At 59.6% G+C, this 21,439-nt stretch carries 20 protein-coding genes; 7 read left to right on the forward strand and 13 right to left on the reverse strand.

Annotated elements, in window-relative coordinates; all coding sequences use genetic code 11:
- Window positions 1–157: 157 nt before the first annotated feature.
- Window positions 158–3,613, forward strand: coding sequence for a ribonucleoside-triphosphate reductase, adenosylcobalamin-dependent (gene nrdJ, locus ACVWY8_RS06935; protein WP_457393662.1), 3,456 nt, complete (start codon window positions 158–160; stop codon window positions 3,611–3,613).
- A 133-nt stretch (window positions 3,614–3,746) separates the two neighbouring features.
- Window positions 3,747–4,748 (forward strand): phenylalanine--tRNA ligase subunit alpha, encoded by a 1,002-nt coding sequence (gene pheS / locus ACVWY8_RS06940; protein ID WP_011432376.1) that lies wholly within the window; start codon window positions 3,747–3,749, stop codon window positions 4,746–4,748.
- A 61-nt stretch (window positions 4,749–4,809) separates the two neighbouring features.
- On the opposite strand, the gene ACVWY8_RS06945 is transcribed toward pheS, so the two are convergent.
- The 13 genes from ACVWY8_RS06945 to ACVWY8_RS07005 form a co-directional block, all read right to left on the reverse strand.
- Complete coding sequence (locus ACVWY8_RS06945) at window positions 4,810–5,106, reverse strand: PipX family protein (protein ID WP_011432377.1); 297 nt, start codon at window positions 5,104–5,106, stop codon at window positions 4,810–4,812.
- 191 nt (window positions 5,107–5,297) lie between these two features.
- Window positions 5,298–5,873 (reverse strand): TIGR04376 family protein, encoded by a 576-nt coding sequence (locus tag ACVWY8_RS06950; protein ID WP_414419458.1) that lies wholly within the window; start codon window positions 5,871–5,873, stop codon window positions 5,298–5,300.
- A 195-nt stretch (window positions 5,874–6,068) separates the two neighbouring features.
- On the reverse strand, window positions 6,069–6,824 hold the full coding sequence (locus ACVWY8_RS06955; RefSeq protein ID WP_011432379.1) for an ABC transporter ATP-binding protein: 756 nt from the start codon (window positions 6,822–6,824) through the stop codon (window positions 6,069–6,071).
- A gap of 54 nt (window positions 6,825–6,878) precedes the next feature.
- A complete protein-coding gene (locus ACVWY8_RS06960; RefSeq protein WP_457393660.1) occupies window positions 6,879–8,666 on the reverse strand; it encodes an MBL fold metallo-hydrolase in 1,788 nt (595 codons plus the stop codon).
- A 256-nt stretch (window positions 8,667–8,922) separates the two neighbouring features.
- Window positions 8,923–10,395 carry a cellulose synthase gene (locus tag ACVWY8_RS06965; protein WP_457393658.1) on the reverse strand — a complete coding sequence of 491 codons (1,473 nt, stop codon included), beginning with the start codon at window positions 10,393–10,395 and terminating at the stop codon, window positions 8,923–8,925.
- A gap of 244 nt (window positions 10,396–10,639) precedes the next feature.
- The gene (gene rpmA, locus ACVWY8_RS06970; protein ID WP_011432382.1) at window positions 10,640–10,909 is read right to left on the reverse strand and encodes a 50S ribosomal protein L27; all 270 of its coding nucleotides are present in this window, start codon (window positions 10,907–10,909) and stop codon (window positions 10,640–10,642) included.
- A 76-nt stretch (window positions 10,910–10,985) separates the two neighbouring features.
- Window positions 10,986–11,411, reverse strand: coding sequence for a 50S ribosomal protein L21 (gene rplU / locus ACVWY8_RS06975; RefSeq protein WP_457393656.1), 426 nt, complete (start codon window positions 11,409–11,411; stop codon window positions 10,986–10,988).
- Window positions 11,412–11,696: 285 nt separating this feature from the next.
- A complete protein-coding gene (locus ACVWY8_RS06980; protein WP_457393654.1) occupies window positions 11,697–12,446 on the reverse strand; it encodes a PRC-barrel domain-containing protein in 750 nt (249 codons plus the stop codon).
- Window positions 12,447–12,507: 61 nt separating this feature from the next.
- Window positions 12,508–12,789 carry a chaperone modulator CbpM gene (locus tag ACVWY8_RS06985; RefSeq protein ID WP_457393652.1) on the reverse strand — a complete coding sequence of 94 codons (282 nt, stop codon included), beginning with the start codon at window positions 12,787–12,789 and terminating at the stop codon, window positions 12,508–12,510.
- Entirely contained in the window at window positions 12,786–13,721 is a 936-nt protein-coding gene (locus ACVWY8_RS06990; protein ID WP_414381340.1) for a DnaJ C-terminal domain-containing protein, read from the reverse strand. The genes ACVWY8_RS06985 and ACVWY8_RS06990 overlap by 4 nt, the downstream gene beginning before the upstream one ends.
- Window positions 13,722–13,874: 153 nt before the next feature.
- Complete coding sequence (locus ACVWY8_RS06995) at window positions 13,875–14,636, reverse strand: ChaB family protein (RefSeq protein WP_457393650.1); 762 nt, start codon at window positions 14,634–14,636, stop codon at window positions 13,875–13,877.
- 257 nt (window positions 14,637–14,893) lie between these two features.
- Window positions 14,894–15,748, reverse strand: coding sequence for a M28 family peptidase (locus ACVWY8_RS07000; protein ID WP_457393648.1), 855 nt, complete (start codon window positions 15,746–15,748; stop codon window positions 14,894–14,896).
- On the reverse strand, window positions 15,745–16,527 hold the full coding sequence (locus ACVWY8_RS07005; protein ID WP_457393646.1) for an HAD family hydrolase: 783 nt from the start codon (window positions 16,525–16,527) through the stop codon (window positions 15,745–15,747). Before ACVWY8_RS07005 ends, ACVWY8_RS07000 begins: the two co-directional genes overlap by 4 nt.
- Before the next feature lie 125 nt (window positions 16,528–16,652).
- Here ACVWY8_RS07005 and lpdA point away from each other — a divergent pair, with 125 nt between their 5' ends.
- The 5 genes from lpdA to ACVWY8_RS07030 all read left to right on the forward strand — a co-directional run bounded on the left by lpdA (window position 16,653) and on the right by ACVWY8_RS07030 (window position 21,433).
- Window positions 16,653–18,035 (forward strand): dihydrolipoyl dehydrogenase, encoded by a 1,383-nt coding sequence (lpdA, locus tag ACVWY8_RS07010; RefSeq protein ID WP_457393644.1) that lies wholly within the window; start codon window positions 16,653–16,655, stop codon window positions 18,033–18,035.
- A gap of 163 nt (window positions 18,036–18,198) precedes the next feature.
- Window positions 18,199–19,527, forward strand: coding sequence for a class I SAM-dependent methyltransferase (locus ACVWY8_RS07015; protein ID WP_457396936.1), 1,329 nt, complete (start codon window positions 18,199–18,201; stop codon window positions 19,525–19,527).
- 233 nt (window positions 19,528–19,760) lie between these two features.
- Window positions 19,761–19,898, forward strand: a complete 138-nt coding sequence (locus ACVWY8_RS07020) for a hypothetical protein (protein WP_011432392.1) — start codon at window positions 19,761–19,763, stop codon at window positions 19,896–19,898.
- Between the two features lie 85 nt (window positions 19,899–19,983).
- Window positions 19,984–21,057, forward strand: a complete 1,074-nt coding sequence (mutY, locus tag ACVWY8_RS07025) for an A/G-specific adenine glycosylase (RefSeq protein WP_457393814.1) — start codon at window positions 19,984–19,986, stop codon at window positions 21,055–21,057.
- A gap of 100 nt (window positions 21,058–21,157) precedes the next feature.
- Window positions 21,158–21,433 (forward strand): hypothetical protein, encoded by a 276-nt coding sequence (locus ACVWY8_RS07030; protein WP_011432394.1) that lies wholly within the window; start codon window positions 21,158–21,160, stop codon window positions 21,431–21,433.
- The last annotated feature ends 6 nt before the right edge of the window (window positions 21,434–21,439 follow it).

Raw genomic sequence — 21,439 nt, forward strand, 5'->3', positions numbered from 1 at the left:
ATCCCTAGAGGCTCTTAAAGATCTTCTCAGAGCACAACACTACCTACAACACCGGATCCCTGAAGATTGTGATAACGTGGTTGGGCATTGGGTCGGCGGGGTTGCCAACCGGCGCTCAAGAGTCGGAACTACCGAGCTTTGCAGAAGAGGTGTGGCTATGGTGTGGACTTCGTCCCGCTCAGGCGAACAGAGCAAAGAAGTACAGGGACTTGATCCCGCTGAAACGACGGGATCCCTGCCTCTGGGCGAGTTTCCGGCCACAGCCCCGGCGGCCAGCCCGGTGTTCTACCGCACCTACAGCCGTCGCCGCCCGGATGGCAGCCGCGAGACCTGGGGCGATGTCTGCGAGCGCACCCTGGCCGACATCGCCCGGCTGGGGCGCTTCACCCCTCAGGAGCGGGAGCTCGTAGAGCGCATGCAGCGGCAGTTGAAGGCGTTGATCTCCGGTCGAGCCTTGTGGGTGATGGGCACCGACTGGATCCAGAAGCCGGAAAACTTCTCCGGTGCCTACAACTGCACCAGTTTGGCGGTGGTGGACTGGCGGGCCTTTGGCCTGATGATGGATCTGGCCATGATGGGCTGCGGCACGGGAGCGGTGCTGGAACCCCAGTTCATCCGCCAGTTGCCCCCCATTGTCAACCGCCTGCGGGTTCACGTGAAGGGATCCATCGGCACCACCCCTCCCGAAGAGCGGCAGGAGCACACCCGCATCCAACGGCAGGGATCCCAGGTGCACATCCAGGTGGGGGACAGCCGCCGCGGCTGGGTGGAGTCCTACCAAGCGCTGCTGGAGCTGGCGTCGGATCCCAGCTTTGGGGGCCAGGTGGAAGTGACAGTGGACTTGAGCGATGTCCGCCCGGCTGGGGAGCGGCTGAAAGGGTTTGGGGGCGTAGCCAACCCCATTAAGCTGCCCGGCTTGTACGAGCGCTGTGCCGCCATCCTCAACAGGGCGGTAGGTCGGCAACTGAACTCGGTGGAGTGCTGTTTGCTCATCGACGAGGCGGCGGTGGTGGTGGTGGCGGGAAACATTCGTCGTAGCGCTGGCATTCGTCAGTTTGCTGCCGACGACCAGCTGGGATCCACCGCCAAAGACAACCTCTGGCAGCAGGACGAAAACGGCAACTGGAGAATTGATCCCGAGCGAGATGCCCTGCGCATGGCCAACCACACGCGGGTGTTTCACCGCAAGCCGACGCGGGAAGAATGTATTGAGGCCGTGCGCAAGCAGTTTTACTCCGGTGAGGGCGCCATCCAGTGGGCCGGGGAAGCTGTAGCGCGGGCCAACGCCGACCTGCTCAACACCCCAGAGCTCAAGCGGGAGTTCCTCGACGTCTATGCCTCGCAGGGGCCAGAGGGAGCCGGACGCTGGATAGAAGAGCGGCAGGCAGCTACCGACTCTCCGTTCCTCCAACCCCCGGCATGGCATAGGGTACAACGGTACGGGCTGAACCCCTGCGTTACGGCCGACACCTGGATCCATACCGGCGACGGCCCGCGCCAGGTGAAAGACCTTATCGGCAAGCAGCACAGCACCTATGTCAACGGCGAGCTATTCAGCACCACGCCAGCCGGGTTCTTCTACTCTGGCACCAAGCCCGTGCTCAAGCTGTTGACCGAGGAGGGGTTTTCTCTGCGGCTGACAGGCAACCATCGGGTTCTCAAGGTCATCGCCCAGACCCCAAAGGCACAGTACACCGAATGGGTGCCGGCAGAAGACCTGCGCCCGGGCGACCGCATCCTGCTGCACAACCATCGCCATCTAACCCCGTGGGATGGTGAGGGAACCTGGGAGGAAGGCTGGCTCCTGGGGAATTGGTTGGGCAACGGCAGCCTTGCGACGACCCAGTGGAACGACACAGCTGTATTGCGCCACTGGCAGGATACCCAAGACGAGATGAACCCATATGCGGTTCAGCGGTTGCAAACTGCGGTGGGGTGCGAACCTCGCCGGCCAGAGACCTGGTATCACCCTGAGCTGAAGTGTCGGGTTATCCATTCCACCGGCTTGGCAAGACTGGCGGCCAAGTTCGGCATAGCTCTAGGACAGAAAGAAATGACTGCGGCAGTCGAGGCCACCAGCTGCGATTTCCACCGCGGCTTCTTGTGCGGCCTGTTTGATGCCGATGGCAGCGTGCAGGGGCTTAGCGTGCGGCTCTCCCAAAGCAACCTGGACACCCTCAAAGCCGTGCAGCGCATGCTTGCCCGCCTGGGGATTGTCTCGGCCATCCGTCCCGCTGGATATCACCTGCTGCCCGCCAGCCAGCGCCAGCCAGCCGCGCAGCACGAGCTGGTTATCGCTCACGAGCTGGTTATCACTAAGGACAACCTGCACCAGTTTCAAGCAGTAGTGGGCTTCCGCGAACCCCGCAAAGCCCAGAAGCTAGGCGAACTGCTGGGCAGCTATCAGCCCCGGCTTAACCGAGAGCGGTTTGCCGTCACGGTTGCAGCGCTGGAGCCTGACGGGGTGGAACCGGTCTATGACTGCACCGTGCCCGGCCCCAGCTGCTTTGATGCAAACGGGCTAGTCGTCCACAACTGCGGCGAGATCATCGGATTCGACTTCCACTGCAATCTGGCCGAGATCCACCTCAACCGGCTGGATCCCCAGAACTGGCAGGAGCAGGAAGACGCCTTCACGGCGGGAGCCCTCACGGTGGCAGCTCTGCTCCACCACCACTTTGTGGAACCTCGCTTCCAGCGCTCGCGGGAATGGGATCCCATTGTCGGCGTCTCGTTCACAGGCCTGTTCGACTTTTGCGTCAAAGCCTTTGGGGTTGAATGGCTGCGCTGGTGGCAGGAAGGGAGACCCGATACCCCCATCGGGAAGGAATTCAAGCAGCAGGAGCGGGAATACCTCAGCCGCTGGAAGGAGATCGTCCACCGCGTGGTCTGGGACTACTGCGACCGCCACAGCCTGCGCCGCCCCAACCGCTGCACCACGGTTCAGCCCGCCGGCACCAAGTCGCTGCTCACCAACGCCTCTCCCGGCTGGCACCCGCCCAAAGCCCAACGCTACATCCGCCGCATCACCTTTGCCAAAAATGACCCGGTGGCGCTGGCCTGTCTGGACTATGGCTACTCGGTGGTACCTGCTCAGGCGGACAAAGATGAAAACGGGAACTTGCTCAACGACCCCTTTGATCCCCGCTGTACCGAATGGCTGGTGGAACTGCCTGTGGAAGTAGAATGGGCCAACCTGCCCGGTGCTGGCCAGATCGAGATCGAGCAATTCTCGGCCCTGGCCCAGTTTGACTTCTATATGCAGGTTCAGAAGTACTACACCACCCACAACACCTCCGCCACCATCGAGCTGCGGGAGGACGAGGTGGAAGCTCTGGGATCCCGTATCTACGAAGCCATCCGCGACGACGAGGGCTACATCAGCGCAGCGCTGCTGGCCCGCTTCGATGCCCCCTTCCCCCGCCTGCCTTTTGAGAAAATCGACAAGCCCACCTACGAACGACTGGTGGCCGAGGTCAAAAAGAGACGGCGGACAGATAACTTCTTCGCGGCCCTGGCCCGCTACGACCGCAACTTTACCTTGGCAGCAGAGGGACCGGCAGGGTGTGACGCTCTGGGGTGTCTGTTGCCAGATTCGGCGCCTCAGAGCTAGTTCCCCAAAAGGGTTCCCCCTGCTGCCGACCAACCCCATCGGATGCAAAGGCGCGACCGAGCTCCCTCCTGTGATACCTTTGTAGGGACTCCTCACAACCCCAGGGATCCCTTCTGCCCTTGGAATCGGCCCCATGCAAGACGAAAAAGACACGCTTCGCCAACAGCTTCTCACCCTGCAAAGCGAGGCCCTCGCCCAAGTGGAACAAGCTGACGGTCTGGAGGCTCTGGAACAGATCCGCATCGACTACCTGGGCAAGAAAGGTAAGCTCTCCAAAATCTTGGGGGGAATGGGGAAGCTGCCCCCAGAAGAACGGCCTGCCATTGGCGCTTTGGCCAACACCTTTAAAGAGGCCCTCCAATCCAGTCTGGAGCAGCGCAAACAGGCCCTTGGTGAAGCTCAACTGCTGGCCCGCCTAGAAGCAGAGCGCCTGGATGTCACTATGCCCGGGCCCCGTCGGCCTCTGGGGCGGATCCATCCGCTGCAGGCCACCATCGACCGCATGCTCGATATCTTTGTGGGAATGGGCTACACCGTGGTGCATGGGCCTGAGCTCGAGACGGAGTACTACAACTTCGAGGCCCTCAACACCCCTGCCGACCATCCGGCGCGGGATATGCAGGATACCCTCTACCTGGCCAATGGCTACCTGATGCGTACCCAAACCTCCTCGGTGCAGGTGCGCTACATGGAGCAACACCAGCCGCCGCTGCGCATTGTGCATGCCGGTCGGGTGATGCGCCGCGATACCGTGGATGCCACCCACTCCGCTGTGTTTCACCAGATGGAAATTTTGGCGGTGGGTGAGAACCTCACCTTTTCCGACCTGAAGGGCACCCTCAACACTTTCATCACCCGCCTATTGGGCAAGCGAGAAACCCGCTTTCGGCCCAGCTATTTTCCCTTTACCGAGCCTTCTGCTGAGATGGACGTGCGCTTTGGCTCGAAATGGCTGGAAATCTTCGGCTGCGGCATGGTGGATCCCAATGTATTTCAAGCGGTGGGCTACGACCCGGAGCGCTACACCGGATTTGCGGCAGGGATCGGCATTGAGCGGATGGCCATGCTCCTCCACGGCATTCAGGATATCCGCCTGTTTTATACCAGCGACCTGCGCTTTCTGTCTCAGTTTTAGGTGGCTATTGGGGGACGAAACCCTCACCCTCAGCCGTGCCAGACCTTCGAAAAAACCTCTGTCAGGAAAAGGTTTGCTTGTAGATCAACTGCAATTGTTCTAGCTCATCTTGGCGGGCAGCACGGCGCAGCAGGCGCATTTGCTCTTCGATGAGCTGGCGAGCCTCATTACGGCTAATCGGATCGAAGACCAACTCCTCCATGGCAGCAGGATCCCCGCTGTTATCCGGCGGCCTGAAGTAAACCCGAAAAAAGAGCCTTTGGGCGTAGAGAGTGGTGAAGAGAGCCTGATTTTCGTCGACCTGACACAGGCTGTAGAGCAGACCAAATGTGGGGTGATTCAGATACAACTCATTCATGCCCAATAGCGTATCACTCTTGGGGGAGAGGAGAGACTTTTCTTCCCGGTCGGTGCCAGAGAAAGTTCTGGAAATGATGTGGCTATGGCTCTTGAGACCAAGGGCTTAAATCACAAGTTCCGCCCAGCTCGATTTTGGCTGTTGCGACTGGATTCAACATTAGCAAACTAACAAGATTTTGGGTCAGGCTGTTACCGCCGCTGCTGTTCCCGCACCTTCCTCTTCGTGTCATTCAATTCGTTTTCCACCTCTAGCTGACGAAATTGCTCTTCCAATTCATCCCAAGCCTCGGAAGGTTTTCCCCAAGGGCTGAAACCCAAGTCCGGGCTGTCAACGCCTTTGGCTTGTGCGGCTTTTACCTCCTGCAGCTTGGTCTTCACCTCTTGGCGGCGCTGGCGAATTTGCGGCAGCAGCGCTTCCATTTGTTGGATTTTCTCCTTTTGGGCCTTCATTTGACTCCATAGCTGGCTGCCCCTCTCCAACAGCTCAGCTTCCCGGCGTCGCGCTCCTTCGGCTAGATCGGGGCGATTGGCCCGCTGCGCCTTCTCAATGCGAAAGTGCCAGGTTTTGATCTCCTCAGCCAAGTTGAGAATGCTTTTTTGGAGAGCTTCCTCTTGGGCGCGGCTTTCCTGCAACAGCCGCAGGGTATCGGATTCCTGCTGGCGCAACTGCTCATCGAGGGCTTGCAGCTCGATCTCAGGGTGGGCCCTGAGAAATTCTTCCAGGCGGGTTTCCAAAAACCGGATGATATCTTCGATCAGTTTCATGGACGGATCCTCTTCCCAAGCCCTCAGTTGCGTTTAGAGTAGCCCAAGCTGGGCCATCCTAGATAGGGTTATCCCATGCCCGTTTAAGACATTCCCTTCGACCTTCACCCAAAGTGAGGCCAGGGATCCATCCAGCAGGCAAGTTCACTGCAACTGGGAACCGCCCAACTGCCCCCAGGCGGATCCCTGTCTTCCTCAATCCAGCAAACGGCCATCCCCAACCCGGATAATGCGCTGGGCGGCCTGGGCTACTTCAAGGTCATGGGTGACCACGACCAGGGTGATGCCCTGCCGGTGGAGCTCCGCAAAAAGGTTCAGCACTTCCTGGCCGGTATGGCTATCCAGAGCCCCAGTCGGCTCATCAGCCAGCAACAGTTGGGGTCGGTTGACAATGGCACGAGCAATCGCCACCCGCTGCTGCTGGCCGCCGGAGAGTTGGGCCGGACGCTGCTGCAGTTTGCTCCCCAAGCCCACTTGTTCTAGGGCTTGCTTGGCCCGCCGGCGTTGCTCCGGCTCCGGGATCCCAGCATAGGCCAAGGGCAGCATGACGTTCTCCAGCGCTGTCAGGACGGGCAGGAGATGGAACTGCTGGAAGACAAAGCCGATTTTTTGGTTGCGAATGTGGGCCAAATCGCGATCGGTCAGGGTGGAAACTTCCACCCCATCCAGCCAGTAGCGCCCTGAGCTGGGCCGATCCAAACAGCCGATGAGGTTCATCAGGGTGGATTTGCCGGATCCAGAGGGCCCCATAATGGCGCAATACTCTCCCGGCTGGATCGCCAAGTCGATATCGTAGAGGGCCTGAAAACTGCCCTCCGGCAGTGGATAGACTTTGTTCACCCCAACCATCTGCACTACGGGCGGGCTGGCCGCAGCCAAGGCCTCGGCTGGGCGCTCCAGGGATCCGACCGGCCCACGGCGATGATTTGCCCAGGAATCTTGCTCAAGCATGGTTGGCACCGCGACTTGCCCCATTCTAGCCTTTGGGCTTCCCTGGCTTGACGGCTAACCGGAAGAGCGGATCTCCTGCGGCTGATGGTAGGGGCAGCTCCCCTGGGGATCCACCCTGAGGCGGTAGAGGGGAGAGCGTTCCTGATCGCAGCGAAAGGCTTGGGCTTGGGAAGTCAAGATCTGGCGGGCAAAGCGACAATTTTGGCACTTTTTGCCACCGTGATGACTGGATACAGAAGGCTGTTTTGGACGCGGCACGATCCCTGCTGGAGAAGGGGCAGCCTCTGCCGGGCGGATCAGCTCCCGTGGAGAAAGGCCGCGCAGCACCAGTTCGGATCCCTGCCAGCGGGCTTCCACCAGGCCGGTATCGGCCCAGGCCAGCCAACGGGGATCCTGGGTAATCTGGGGCGGCAGACGCACCTGTACCCCCGCCAAAGCCCGCGGCGAGCCCTGCTCCTGCCAAACTTCTTCCACCTCCCCCTCATAGCGCAAAGGGGGATCCCTGATCTCGGCGGGGGAACCGGCCTTCAGCTCCGCGAGCCTAACTGGGGTTTGTAGGTGCCCATCGGGCAACTCCAGCCAATGCCCAGGCTGAGGGCAGTGGACATGGTAGCGATTGCACAGCTCCGGCAGATCCGCCAGATCCTGAGCCTGCTTGGGGTCGGCGTGAACCAAGACCAAATGCTGGGGGCGAAAGGTGTGGATGATCTGGGTGAGATGCCCGACATCGTTGTGGCTGTGCCAGGTTATCCATTCAACGGCAATGCGGGAGCGCAGCGGCGCCGGCCAACGCTCAAACGGGGTAGCCAGTTCCACCTCTGGCAGCCGCACCAGCAGACAGGAGCGCTGCGGTTGGGCCAACAACCTCGACCAAATTGGATCCCAAGCCTCAGGCCCGGCATCGGCGTCGCACAGCAGCAAGCCTTGGGGCAGAGGATCCGCTTCGGTAAGGGGCTGAACCCGCGGCTGCAGGCGGTCTTCCCAGAACAAGGGCTGGTAGGTGGCGAAATTGCGCACCGGCTCCGGCAGGTAGGTGAGCAAGCGCTCGTAGAGATTGCAGCCTGCCGCCAGCCCCGGCGCCACCCATATCTTGAGCTCTTGGGGGGCTTGGGTAAAGCGGTGGTGGGCTTTGAGGAGAAAGATCAGCTCCTGCCCCAACCCCAACACTGGCAGGGGAAACAGCACCGTTTGCCCCGCTTCCAAGGCGCTGAGCAACCGCTCCACCAGGCGATTTTCCAGGTGACGACGGGGTGGATGGCGGGTGGATCCCAGCGAAGCCTCGATGAGCAACACGTCCGGCTGCCAGTGGCGCAAAGCAATGAGATCCAAGCCGGGGGCAAAGCGAGTTGAGGCCAGGGAACAGTCGCCCGTGTACACGCAGGCTTGGGCCGGAGTGGTTTGGGTATTTTGCAGCAGGGTTGCCGCCGCTCCCGGCAGATGCCCAGCCGCAAAGAAAGTGAGCATCAGATGGGGCAAAATCTCTCGCGCCCGGCCCAAAGGCAGCGCCCGAAAGGGGGGAAAGCGAATGTCCCGGTCGTAGCCTGGCCAAACGCCACACTCCCACAGACCAGCGGCCAAATGAGCAGTCACCGGCGTGGCGTAGAGAGGTACCTGAGGGTAACGACGATGAAAAGCAGGTAGCCCTTGCACATGGTCAAAGTGAGCATGGCTGCAGATTACCGCATCCGGGATCCCTGGCAGAGCCTTAAAGAGGGCAGGAGCGGGCAACCCGCAATCGAGAAGCAAACGGTGGGATCCGATCTCCACCCAATAGGCACAGCCCTGTTGACGGGGATCCGTACCCAGGGGAAGCAGTCGAAGGGGGGGTCTCTCTGACTCCACAGGTGTGTCGTTCTGAACCTAGAAGACCGCGTTCAATCCTGCAAACAGGAGGGGCGACTTGGCCAGGGATCCCCCCTCTCCACCGGTACACCTCCCCGGAGAGTTGGAGACAACCTGTGCCGATCCACTTATCCTACACTTCTCACAGCATAGCGTTTGCCCACCATCTGCCGCGGCAGCCTGCCATTTCATCCATGCAGCAGCTGAATGGATGTGGGGATTTGGTTTTGCGATGAACTTGTCTTGGCTTGGCAGCCTATGGGTCGGCGCTCTCTTCTGTCGCCGCAGCGGCGCTGCTGCTGGGAAAAGCAAAGCCGGCAAAATCGTGATCGTCGGGGCGCACCGTCAGGATCATCAGGTTGTAGAAGGCCCAGACCAAGCCAAACAGCAGCTCAGGCCAAGAGGGATCCCAACTGCCGGCAAAACGCAGGGATCCCACCCCCATAGCCAGAAAAGTCAGCACAATAGCCAGAGCCTGAGGTCCTAAGGAGAGCTGGGAAGGCTGCTCGGGATAGGGGGGCACTCCCTGCAGACTTTGCACCAGCGCCTGGATGGACTGAAAAAACTGGCTGCCCGTCTGCCGTTCCGACTGCCAAGCTGCCCCCCACAGATGGGGGGGAAAGGCCAAGAGCCAACTGATGCGCCCCAGGAGAGCATAAGGCAAAAACCACGCGAAGAAGACCCGGTCAAAGGCCGGCACCGGCATCCACCCCGTGCAGAGAAAGACCATCGGCACCGCCAAGTAGACCAGCTCCGCCATCCCACCGGCAGCCCAGAGGGCCAGCCACAGGTATTGAAAGCGCTGCTGCTGCGTGGTCGGCTTGCCCCAGAAGGGATTTTCCCTCAAGGCCGAAAACAAAGCCAGCAAAGCAACGCGGCGGTTGCGCAAGGGCAACAAAACACCCGTAACCTGGGTTTGGCGAACCAATTGAGACTGCCAGCCGCGGCAGTGCATCTGACACCCCAACTGCACAGGGCGACGAATGTCGATCCGCGGGATCCCTTCCAAAGCCTTGCGCCGGATGAGACAGCCAGAACCCAACAGGGGTGCCGCCTGATACCCTTCGGATCCCACCGCCAAAAGCTGTTGCAGTGGGTGAACGGCTCTGGGCTGGCCTAGGGTGCGCAGCATCGCCTGCACAAACCCGATACGATTGGCGATGGGAGCCCGCTCCGGCGAGTCGTAAAAGTGGGGCAAGGTCTGCCACAGGAAGTCCCGCTCGAGAAAATGGCCCGGCTGCACCAGGAGCAGATACTCCCCTTGGATGTGAGGGGATCCCATCGCGTAAGCCAGGGGGTCGGCTGTGGGGCTAGGGCAGGCCCAGTATTCGCAGGGAATGGCCCGGGCCGCCTTGGCCATCTCCTCATCCTCTACCCGATCCACAATGTGGACAAACAACCGCTCCCACGGGTAGTCGAGGTGCAGAGCCGAGAGCACCGTCTGCCGGGTTGCCTCTACGGAATCCCACTGGCGCAGCACCAGTACATCCACCCGCGGCAATTGGAAAAACGACCGCCGCAGGACCTCTGGGGATGGGATCGTCTCTCTCGGCACCTGGGGATAGCGGCTGAGGGTAAAGCCCACCGCCGCCAGCCAAACATACAGCTCTGCCCCCCAAAACAAAAGGGATCCCAAATCCATCAGCCCGGCTGTCAGTCGCCAGTAGAGGTACATCACCCCGGCAATGAGGTGAAGCAACCCTGCCCAGCGAAACAGATACACTCGCATCAGCTTTCTGCCTTCCACGCTTTTGCCATTTTCGCCCTCGAAGGGGCAGGGATCTCTAGCTCCTCTCCTCTTCCGGCTGGCCCCAATCCTCAAGAACGAAAAAAGTTCAGGAATCAGCAACAGCAAAACCCTGTCTGCTCTGGAGCAGACAGTTTTCAGCCCGGCAAGCAGCTTGGTCGACAGAAGCGAGAATCTTCTCTTGCGGAAGAAACTCTCCCAGGCAGTTTCAAAGCTGGGCCTTTCCCTACTGGGCAGCCACCTCAGCTGGGTAGACACTCACCTTTTGCCGCCACTTGCCATAGCGCTCAAAAGTCACAATGCCGGTGACCACAGAATACAAGGTGTCGTCGCCGCCGATGCGCACGTTCACCCCTGGGTGAAACTTGGTGCCCCGCTGCCTGACCAGAATGTGGCCGGGATGCACCAGCTCGCCCCCATAGCGCTTCACCCCCAGCCGCTTGGCATTGGAATCTCGACCGTTGCGAGTGCTGCCCGTTCCCTTCTTATGAGCCATAACGCCTCCTATGCAACTGCGTGATCAACAGAAACGAGATAAAAAAATCGGGATTCAGGACACCTGAGTTCAGAGTTTATTCCTCATCCGCAGGGATCCCTGTCGCCGCTGCCGAAGGGGCTGCCTCTGGGTTAGACTCTGGAGCCGCTTCCGTACGGGATGGTGCCGTGGCTAGGGGCACCCCATTGAGTTCAATAGACTCGATCAGCAGACGGGTCAGCGGTTGCCGATGACCCCTCTTTTTGCGGGTCTTTTTCTTTGGCCTCATCTTGTAGATGATGATTTTATCGCCGCGCCGATGCTGTAAAACCCGTGCCCTGACAACCGCCTCTGAAACGTAGGGATGCCCCAACGTGATTTGACCCTCGTGGTTGATCAACAGCACACGAGACAAATCGAAGGGGCTGTTCTCCTCCACTTCCGCCAGGCGATTGACCTCGTAAAAACGCCCCGGCTCCACCCAAAGCTGCTTACCGCCGGTTTCCACAATTGCGTAAGTCATCTTTCTCCCTGCCGTACAGGTGCCCTGCGGGGGTCTTGAAACCTGATCCGAGCATTGACAGCGATCTTAGATCGTAGCCGAAAAAGCCGCCGTCCGTCAGCTGGGTTTGGTCGAGGACTGGCTTGCAACAGTTCCGGTCGAGCAGTGGGACGGACTCCCCAAGCACCTCATGCTGTTGCCCCCCAGCCCCTTTCCCAGAGGAAGAGGGGAGTTGGGAAGCAGTTGGGAAGCAAATGTGCAGCATCTGAGGCGACCGCAGGCCAGAGGTTGCAGAGTCATTCTTTGCTATTCGGTCAGCTTCTCCCAAGCAGCCTGAAGGGCAGCCTGCATGCGCTGAGCGGCGCGGCTGAGGCGATGTTGCCAGGTTTCCCACTTGTGTTGCAGAAACTCTGCCGCCTCGTCCAGTAGGGAGAGATCGAACTTGCCCCCTTTGGCCAGCTCGTCCCGCACCTGCTTCACCTTAACGCGCACCACCTCGGGCGGATCCTGGGGGCCAACCAACGCCTTGAGGCGATCCCCCATGCGCTGGATAAGCTGTTTCACCTGCCGAGATTTTTCGCTCCAAAAGTTCTTCAAGCCTTCTGCTTCCGATTTCAGCCGTTGCGGAGCATCCTCCTTGACCACCACCGCGTCCACATCAATGGCTTCCACATCCTCAGGCAGGAGAACAGCCCGCCCCCCCCAAGGCTCGGCAATGCTACCACCCAGAACGTAAGCGGCAATCGCTCCAGTCTCCCAGTCGAAGAGAAAATCCTCAATCCAGCCGACCTCTCGATTCCCAATGCGCACTGTGCGGCGGTAAAGAGAGCTGATGGGGGTTAGGGGGGTAGCAAAAACGGTAGAGTAGGTCAGCAGCGCGTCTGGCCCGATGAGAGAAATCTGCTCCAGGGGGGTGTACCCCTGCTGGCTGGTGAAGTAGCATACCCGCCCTGTTGGGTCAACCCAGATTTCTTCTACGGTACCCAATGCGGTAGCAGTGCTGCCATCGAGGGCCAGCAGGCCCACCACTTGGCTACGTCGGACGATTTGTTCCATACAGAAGTTCTCCTGAAGTTGACAAGCAGCGGGGTTCAAGGGGGCTAAAGCCTTGGGCTGCTTAGCCTCCACGGTAGTAGTGTAGCTGCGCCCTGAGGCGGGCAATTTCCTGGGCCATGTCCAAAACCATGGCCGCCCCGACCCAGTTAAGGCCCAAGTCGCGATGCAGGCGGGTCATCTGGATTAAGCGCCGCAGTTGCTGGGGGTTGAGGTAGCAGCTTTCGGCTTCCACCAGGCCTTGCCCGAGCAACCACTCCAGCAGGTGAGGAGGGATCCCCAGCAGTTCCGTGGCCTGCTCAAAGGTATAGAGCCGTTCTTCCACCCGCACAATGGCCAAACTCATAGACTCACCTCCTGCAAGTGGGCGCGGGGATCCCAGCTACGGCTTTGGCGCAGCTTTTCGTAGAGATCCCGCTCGGTCTGGGAAAGGGATTTGGGTGCCACCACCTTCAGCCGCACCAGCAGGTCGCTCCGCTGGCCTTGGGGATCCCGCCAGCCTTGGCCCCGCAGCCGCAGGGTTTGGCCGCTGTCTACCCCGGCAGGGATCCTCAGTTGCACGCGACCCGTAGGGGTGGGAACTTCCGCCGTCCCTCCCAAAGCCGCCTCGTCAGGAGTAATGGGCAGCTCGCAGAGCAGGTTGTCTCCGTCAAAGCGGAAGAAGGGATGGGGGGGCAGCTCCAAAGTGAGGTAGAGATCCCCTCTTGGCCCGCCAAAGGGGCTGACCTGGCCTTTGCCCTTGACGCGGATGCGACTGCCCGGCTTAGCGCCGGGGGGAATGCGGATAGTTAGCGTTTCTCCATCTAGGTTCAGCCGTTTCTGGGTGCCGTGGAAAGCTTCTGCCCAGCTGAGACCCAGAGTGCCCTCCACATCCTGGCCCGGCAAATCCACCGAAACAAACGGCCCAAAGCCGCCGGCGAAGCCCTGGAACCCGCTGCGGCGGGAGCCCATACGGCCCAGCAGCTCGTTGATAAACTCCTCGAAGCTGGCGTATTGGGCGAAGCCCTCCATGCCCGGCATTCCAGCCGCAGAGCCGGCACCCACCCGCTGCCAGTACTGCCCAAACTGGTCGTAGCGCCGCCGCTTTTCCGGATCTGAGAGCACCTCGTAGGCTTCGTTGATCTCCTTAAAGCGTTCCTCTGCCGCCTTGTTGCCGGGGTTCACGTCGGGGTGATACTGGCGGGCCAACTTGCGATAGACGCGCTTGATTTCCTCGGCAGAGGCATCTCTGCTGACGCCCAGGATCTTGTAATAATCCTTGAAGTCACTCGCAGCCATAGACTCACCCCTGCAAGGTTAGGTTAGAGTTTTTCGGGCTATTCTCAGGATATAAGGTTGCAGCTAAAAAATTGGAGCAGACCCAGAACACGTACAGGCAGAGCGGCGAGATGGCGCTTTACTGTGCTCTCGCTACTTCGGAAACTTTCTGGGCTAGGGCTTGCGTTTGGAGAAGATCCCTTTCTCATCTCGTGTGAAAATTTGCTTGACCTTTTCCCAAGCTTTGAGGAGTGCATGGGTGGAGTTATTGCTCTCTTGTTTGGCTTGGTTGTAGGCTTCCACAAAGGTTTGCTGCGCTTCTTCCGAGAGGTCAGCGCGGATTTCCGGCGAGATGCTCTCTGGGGTTAAGTCTCCCTCTGGCTCACCGGGCAAGTTCAAGTCGGCAATGGAAACTTCCTCTCCGCCAGCACTCTGCAGCAGCAAGTAAATTTCGCCCGACTTCTCTTCCGGTACTTGCACCACCAACAAGAACTCGCCCGCCTGTACCCGGGTTTGGTAGATGGCGGCTTTCTCCTGCGGCATACCCAAGGCAATCAGGGCGGATCCCAGGCCCGCTCCCAGTGCTCCGTACAAAGCGCCGCCCGTTGCCCCCAACAAAGCGGCTCCCAGAGGCCCAGCGGCCACCACTGCCCCCAAAAAGGGAATGAACAGCACCCCCACGCCAGTGAGCAGCCCCAGCAGGGATCCGAACAGGGATCCATAGATGGCTCCATTGGTCAGACCGTCCAGAACCACCTCTTTGCGGGTGATAAACCCGGTAATTTTGGCTTCGGTTTGAAAGTTGCGGCCAATAATGGAGATGCAATCGTTGGGAATGCCACGGTTCAAAAGCCGCTGGATACACTCTTGCAGCTTGCCCTCTTCTTTGAAGGCGGCGGAAACACACTTTTTGGGAGCTTGGGCAAAAGCGCTCATACGCAATCTCCTGCTGAGTTTTACAGTGCCAAGGCAGGTTTTTTAACCTTTTCCCTGCTACTACTCTCGTCTTACTACTCTCGTCTATTGTCTCCCCTCATCAACAAAGGATCCAGTCGAAGAATCGCGAACCCCCTGGAGAAATCTCCGTACTGAGGATGCCAACTCTACCCTTACCCCCAGCCTCCTTCCAGGAGAGGGGAGTTGGGATTCAACGCACGCTACTTGTTGTTGAACGACTGTGGTGTTTGGAAGAGCTACAGCAAGCGGATCCCGGCCATCAAGCCCTGGCAGACCCCCGTCAGGAAGTCTTGATCTAGGGTTTCGAGGGTGTCGCTTGGCTTGTGGTAGTGAGGGTTGCGCAAGAAAGCGGTGTCGGTAACCATAACGGCAGGGTAACCCGCATCCCAAAAGGGGGAGTGATCGCTCAGGCGAGTGGCAGGTAGGATTAGGCCCCGCTGCCCGGCCAACAACCAACAGCAAGGGATCCCCACTTTTTGAAAATCACGCTGCAGCTTGAGCAGATCCCCCCAGGTGGGCCAGTTGCCGATGAGACCGATGTAATCTCCCCGGTTGGGGTAGAGCTTCTCAAGGCCGGCGGGATAGTCCTGGGATCCGGGGGTGGGATCCCGGTAGCCCAGCATTTCCAAAGACAGCATCAGCCGTAGGGATTGCCTCTGACGTTGAAGAAACTGGGCGTAAGCCCCACTGCCCACCATCCCCCGCTCCTCCAGGTCAAAAGCCACCAGCCACAGGGGGGAAGGGGCAGGGTTGGCGGCAAAATGGCGGGCCAATTCCAGCAACACCGCTATGCCGCTGGCGTTGTCGTCTGCTCCAGGGGTTGCCGGGGCAGCGTCAAAGTGGGCTCCGATGAGGATGGGTTGGCGGCCAGAACGGGATCCCGGCAATTTCAAGATCCAGTTGCGGTGCAGGCGGCCAACGGCCTCAAAGGGGAAGGACTCCAGGGATCCCCACTTAGAAAGCTGCTCTTGGATGTAGCGCTCCACCTGCTGATGGCCCAAGGGCGACCAGTCGGGATCCCGGGGCTGGGCCACTTGCTGCAGATGAGCCTCTAGGCGCTGCCGCAGGTCTTGGAGATCTGACGCCATCATGAGCTTCCCACTCCAGACCGGGCAACTTGAGCATGGATCTGTCGGGCCAACTCCAGGGTGAAGTAGCGGTGGGATCCCACCGTTCCCGCCAACACCCGAAACGGATCCTCAGGCTCCCCCAGGTGATCCAGCACCAGAGCCGCCCCGGAAAAATCCTGATCCCGGGTATAGTCGTTTACCGTCACCACAGTGGGGACCCCCGCTTGTTGGGCAGAGCGCAGCCCATTCTCCGAGTCTTCAAAGGCCAGGCAGGCCTGGGGGGGCAGCCCCATCTGTTCCAGGGTGTAGAAGTAGATGTCGGGGGCGGGCTTTTTGGCGGGGACAATATCGCCGGCAGCGATCACTTCAAACCAGCTTAGGCTCTCCGGCAGTGTGTGCTCCAAAAGGGCTGTTACATTTTCCGGCGTGGTGGTGGTGGCAATGGCCAAGCGGATCCCAGCAGCTCTGGCCTCCTGCAGGAGGCGCTTCACCCCTGGGCGGAGTGGGATCCCCCCTTGGGCCAATAGGGCAGTGTAGTGGCGGGTTTTGGCCTGGTGCAGCCGGGCAATGAGGGCATTTAAATCTTCACCAGGGGGTAGCGGCGGCTGGCAGGTTGCAACGAAATGGCGAATGCGCTCTTTGCCCCCCGTAATGGCCAGGAGTTGGCCGTAGAGCTCCACCGACCAGTGCCAGTCCAGCCCTGCCTCGGCAAAGGCAGCGTTAAAGGCCACGCGATGACCATCCCGCTCCGTGTCCGCCAGCGTGCCGTCCACATCGAAAATCAAAGCTTGCAGTTCCATGCGTACCCCCGCTCCCCCCCAGCTACAAGCGACCCTATGCTACCCCATGGTTTGGGTGCTCTCAGCCTGGTTTCTGGGAAGGCCGACAAGATGAGAGAATGAAGCACCGGTTATCCAATCTCGCCATGAGCTTCGATTTTGACTTGATCATCATCGGTGCCGGCGTCGGCGGTCACGGCGCTGCTTTGCATGCTGTCGAATCCGGCCTGAAAACCGCCATCGTCGAAGGTGCAGAAATGGGCGGCACCTGCATCAACCGCGGCTGCATCCCCTCCAAGGCTCTGCTGGCCGCCTCAGGACGCCTGCGGGAACTGCAACATAGCTCTGGGCTGGGCATCCAAGTGGGATCCCTTCAGGTGAACCGAGAGGCTATTGCCAATCATGCTGCCCAAGTGGTGGAGAAGATCCGCGCCGACATGACTCGCTCGCTGGAGAAGCTGGGGGTAACAATCCTGAGAGGGCGAGGCAAGTTGGTGGCACCCCAGCAGGTGGAAGTCCAGGAAGAGAAGGGATCCCACACCTACACGGCACAGGATGTCATTCTCGCGACGGGCTCCCGCCCCTTTGTGCCCCCCGGCATCGAGGTGGATGGGCGGACGGTGTTTACCAGCGACGAGGCGGTGCGGCTGGAGTGGATCCCGGAGCGGCTGGCCATTATCGGCAGCGGCTACATTGGCCAGGAGTTTGCCGACATCTACACCGCCCTGGGATCCCAGGTCATCCTCATCGAAGCCCTGGAGACCCTGATGCCGGCCTTTGACCCCGATATTGCCCGCCTGGCCCAGCGAGTGCTGATCAAGCCCCGCTCCATTCAAACCTTTGTGGGCGTGCTGGCTCGGCAGGTGATCCCCGGCCAGCCGGTGACCATTCACCTCTCCAACGGCGAGACGCTGCAGGTGGATGGCTGCTTGGTGGCTGCCGGTCGGATCCCGGTCTCAGAGGGGCTGGGCTTGGCCGAGTTGGGCATCGACACCGGCAAACGGGGGTTTATTCCTGTCGATAGCCGCATGGCCACCGATTTGCCTCACCTCTGGGCTATTGGGGATGTGACCGGCAAAATGATGTTGGCCCACGCAGCGGCAGCCCAGGGGAGAGTGGCCGTGGAAAACATCTGTGGCCGTACCGCCTATATGGACTACCTGAGCATTCCGGCAGCGGTGTTCACTCACCCGGAAATGGGTTTTGTAGGGCTGACCGAGCCTCAGGCCAAGGAAGAAGGCTACAGCGTAGGCACAGTGCGAACCTACTTTGGCGGCAACTCCAAGGCTATTGCTTCGGGAGAGACGGAGGGCATGGTCAAGCTGGTCTTCGACAAGAGTACCGGCCTATTGCTGGGATCCCATATCTTCGGGCCCCATGCGGCGGATTTGATTCACGAGGCAGCTCAGGCCATTGCTCGCCGGGCCACGGTGCGAGAACTGGCCGGCTTGGTGCACGTTCACCCCACCTTGGCAGAGACGCTGGAGGAAGCCTACAAGCGGGCAACTCACGCTCTGGCAGGGCCTTAGCCAACGGCTCGGCAGAGGGTCGCCTGCCTCACTCGGTTTTGTGAGGACTCCGTCCCGCCCGCTCTGCCTCCGGCGGGGTTTACAACCAGGCTGTGAAGGGCCAGGTTCTCAGACGGGCAACCCAGCAAGATCTCCCCGCTCAAAACCTCAAGAAAACCGTAGGATGGGGGGGAACGCGTGGGAGGAAGTGCTTTTGGTGAGCGAAGCCGAGATTACCCAGGCAGTGCAGGCCCAGTACGAGACTTTCCCCTATCCTCCTATTCCTTACGACCGGCCCTTTGAGGGCTTCTCCAGTCTGGGCAGCTATACCTTGGCGCAGTACGCCCGCACCCGCACCTTGCAAGAGCCCACAGGATCCAGGTTTTTGGTGGCCGGGTGTGGCACCGGCTGGGAGGTGCATGGCATTGCCGCCAGCAACCCCGGCTATGGGTCGGTGGTCGGGATCGACATCAGCCGCCCGGCCCTGGAGATGGCCCAGAAGCGAATTAAGCACCACGGCCTACGCAACTGCTCTGTGCAGTACGGGGATCTGCTGGATCCCTCTACTTGGCCCGAAGGCAGCTTTGACATGATTAGCTCCTACGGGGTAATCCACCACACTGCCGATCCCGTCAAGGCTTTGAGGAACTTGGCCTCGCGCCTAGCTGCCGACGGGGTGATGGCTCTGATGCTCTACAACCGTTCAGGCCGTTGGCATCTGTACCGCATTCGGCGAGCCTTGGAGTTGTTGGGCATCACCCCACCTGCAACCCCAGAAAAGATCGAATTTGTGCGGCAACTGCTGAAGGGAGCCAGCCCCAATTCCCTTTTGGCCAAGCACGCCAAGGCTCACCAAGAATACTATGGACAAGATGAAAACATTGTCGATAATTTCTTCCATGCCAATGATATTCCTTTCGACATCGGCGAGATTCCCGACTTGCTTGCCCAAGCCGGGCTGGAGTTTATCGATGTAGCCCCCTACTTGGACTATTGGAATGCCAGGCCGTTGATTGCCGCCACCCACCCGGAGTTCCATCGCCGCTACGAGGCCCTTGCTCGCATCGACCAACTGCGGGTCATGGAGTATCTGGAGCCTCTGTATCACACGCAAAATCTCTTCTGGTGTTGCCATCAAGGGAAAAAGGTGGACCACTGGGATCCCTTTACAGTCGAATTTTTTAAGAGCTCCCGCTGGCAACTCAACCCCTTGTTCGTCCGCTATGGCAGCGTGCGCTACTGGGATCAAAAAATCCCCTTTTCAGATCTGTTGGGCAAGCTGGATCCGGCCCAGATCCTGACCCAGAAGATGGATATTTTCTGGCCTATCGCCCGCATCCCGGGCAAGATGATAGCCTCTACCCGCTACCAAGTGGTGGAGCTGCTGCTGCCCTTGGCCAATCAAGCCCGTTCTGGCGCTGAGATCCTGGCTGCCCATGAAGAGAGAGCCGACCACCTTCTCAACCTATTTCGACAGTGGGAAGCAGACCGGTTAGTCCTGCGGGTTGCCTAGCTTCTGGTTATTCCAAACAGTCCAAATCACCAGGGTCAAAGTCTGTTCCATGCTAAGGTTGTATCATGCATGACCGAGGACGGTGCTTCTCCCCAGGCATGTTTGCGCCGGCGGTGCGGAGCACCTCTACTGGGACATCTTCGCCACAGCTTTCCCTGTGAATAGAGCTGGCAGATCTGGATCCCGATCAACATCCCTGACAACCCCAACGCCAGAGCTGGTAGGAGGCAAGGATGGCTGACTACAATCGCGGCATTATGAAGTTCAAGGGGGCAGATAGCCCAATTGTCGTTTTGATCTCGGCAGGAATTGTGGCCGGTGTGGTTTCGGCCCTGATCTGGTGGGCTTTGCACTTTGCTTACGCAGCTTGAGTCTCAGCCCATATCAGAAGCCGAGGTCAGTTTTTCCTACATTGCCAGCCTTCCGAGCAAAGGAGGGGAGTGGGACGAGGCTTTCTTGCAACGCTTGCGGCAGTCTCTTCAACGTTGGTACCGTGACCACGGGCGGGATCTGCCCTGGCGCCGCACCCGGGATCCTTACGCCATTTGGGTTTCGGAAGTGATGTTACAGCAAACCCAGGTGGCAACGGTCATTCCCTACTTTCAGCGCTGGATGCAAACCCTGCCCGGGATCCCAGCATTGGCGGCAGCCCCCCAGCAGCAGGTGCTGAAACTGTGGGAGGGCCTGGGCTACTATCGGCGGGCCCTGAACTTGCACAAAGCTGCCCAAATTTTGATGCGGGAACGGAACGGCGAGTTCCCCAGGGATTTGGAGCAGGTGTTGGCTCTGCCGGGGATCGGGCGCACCACGGCTGGCGGCATTCTCAGCGCTGCCTTTGATCAGCCTTTGCCCATTTTGGATGGCAACGTCAAGCGGGTGCTGGCTCGCTTGGTGGCTTTGCAGCAGCCTCCGTCCCAGTGTCTGCCCCTGTTGTGGCAGCTTTCCCAGCAATTGTTGGATCCTGTGCAGCCACGGGCTTTTAACCAAGCCCTGATGGATTTGGGAGCTACCGTCTGTCGTCCCAAAAAGCCTCACTGTGGCCGGTGCCCTTGGCAAGCGGATTGCAGCGCCTACAATCGAGGTCAACACCAACAATTGCCTATGTCTGCACCCCGTGCCTCTCGTCCTCATAAGCAAATCGCGGTTGCCATTGTTCTGCGGGGAAAAGAAATCCTTATCGATCGACGACTGGAAAGCTCAATGCTCAGTGGGCTGTGGGAGTTTCCCGGAGGGAAAATCGAGCCGGGAGAAACGGCTGCCGAGTGTGTAGTGCGGGAGGTGAAGGAAGAAATCGGCATCGATATCGAGGTGGTCGCGCCGCTGGCCACCATCGAACATGCCTACACCCATTTCACCGTTACTCTTATTGCTTTTATCTGCCGCTACCTGGGCGGAGAAGCCCAAGCCCTGCAATGTAGTGAGGTGCGCTGGGTTAGCCCGGCGGAGCTGTCGGAATTTCCCTTCCCAGGGGCCAATCAAAAGTTGTTTCCCCACTTGTATGCTTGGCTGGCAGAGCATGGCAACCCATGATGAACCCACCCAATCCGCCAAATGGCTTAGACCCTTCTGGAACGTTTGCCCCAAGACATTCGATAGGATAGTAGATGTCCTGCTGCCGTGAGCTACGGATATGCTTGTCACTCTGGAAAAAGCTGGGGAGATTCTGGCTAAGGGATCCCATACAGCCATCACAACCACAGATGGCAAGATCGCGCTGGTGCCCAAGGGAAAAGAAACCCTCAAACTGACGGCCAACGAAGCCATTAACCTAATGTTTTACGTCGTCCGCTCCGCTGAACCGGCAGAGACGGTGATGGCCCAACTGGAGGAGGCAGTTGCCAAAGCTCAAGCCCCCGATCCAGCCGAGGAACGGGCCAGAAAATATCGAGAACTTCGTGGCATCTAAAGGGGT

The sequence above is a fragment of the Thermostichus sp. OS-CIW-32 genome, assembly GCF_054060415.1.

Excerpts from the sequence above, each read along its gene's own strand:
- nrdJ (WP_457393662.1), top strand. The coding sequence starts at position 158 with ATGGTGTGGACTTCGTCCCGCTCAGGCGAACAGAGCAAAGAAGTACAG.
- pheS (WP_011432376.1), top strand. The coding sequence starts at position 3,747 with ATGCAAGACGAAAAAGACACGCTTCGCCAACAGCTTCTCACCCTGCAA.
- ACVWY8_RS06945 (WP_011432377.1), bottom strand. The coding sequence starts at position 5,106 with ATGAATGAGTTGTATCTGAATCACCCCACATTTGGTCTGCTCTACAGC.
- ACVWY8_RS06950 (WP_414419458.1), bottom strand. The coding sequence starts at position 5,873 with ATGAAACTGATCGAAGATATCATCCGGTTTTTGGAAACCCGCCTGGAA.
- ACVWY8_RS06955 (WP_011432379.1), bottom strand. The coding sequence starts at position 6,824 with ATGCTTGAGCAAGATTCCTGGGCAAATCATCGCCGTGGGCCGGTCGGA.
- ACVWY8_RS06965 (WP_457393658.1), bottom strand. The coding sequence starts at position 10,395 with ATGCGAGTGTATCTGTTTCGCTGGGCAGGGTTGCTTCACCTCATTGCC.
- rpmA (WP_011432382.1), bottom strand. The coding sequence starts at position 10,909 with ATGGCTCATAAGAAGGGAACGGGCAGCACTCGCAACGGTCGAGATTCC.
- rplU (WP_457393656.1), bottom strand. The coding sequence starts at position 11,411 with ATGACTTACGCAATTGTGGAAACCGGCGGTAAGCAGCTTTGGGTGGAG.
- ACVWY8_RS06980 (WP_457393654.1), bottom strand. The coding sequence starts at position 12,446 with ATGGAACAAATCGTCCGACGTAGCCAAGTGGTGGGCCTGCTGGCCCTC.
- ACVWY8_RS06985 (WP_457393652.1), bottom strand. The coding sequence starts at position 12,789 with ATGAGTTTGGCCATTGTGCGGGTGGAAGAACGGCTCTATACCTTTGAG.
- ACVWY8_RS06990 (WP_414381340.1), bottom strand. The coding sequence starts at position 13,721 with ATGGCTGCGAGTGACTTCAAGGATTATTACAAGATCCTGGGCGTCAGC.
- ACVWY8_RS06995 (WP_457393650.1), bottom strand. The coding sequence starts at position 14,636 with ATGAGCGCTTTTGCCCAAGCTCCCAAAAAGTGTGTTTCCGCCGCCTTC.
- ACVWY8_RS07000 (WP_457393648.1), bottom strand. The coding sequence starts at position 15,748 with ATGATGGCGTCAGATCTCCAAGACCTGCGGCAGCGCCTAGAGGCTCAT.
- ACVWY8_RS07005 (WP_457393646.1), bottom strand. The coding sequence starts at position 16,527 with ATGGAACTGCAAGCTTTGATTTTCGATGTGGACGGCACGCTGGCGGAC.
- lpdA (WP_457393644.1), top strand. The coding sequence starts at position 16,653 with ATGAGCTTCGATTTTGACTTGATCATCATCGGTGCCGGCGTCGGCGGT.
- ACVWY8_RS07015 (WP_457396936.1), top strand. The coding sequence starts at position 18,199 with ATGGGGGGGAACGCGTGGGAGGAAGTGCTTTTGGTGAGCGAAGCCGAG.
- ACVWY8_RS07020 (WP_011432392.1), top strand. The coding sequence starts at position 19,761 with ATGGCTGACTACAATCGCGGCATTATGAAGTTCAAGGGGGCAGATAGC.
- ACVWY8_RS07030 (WP_011432394.1), top strand. The coding sequence starts at position 21,158 with ATGCTTGTCACTCTGGAAAAAGCTGGGGAGATTCTGGCTAAGGGATCC.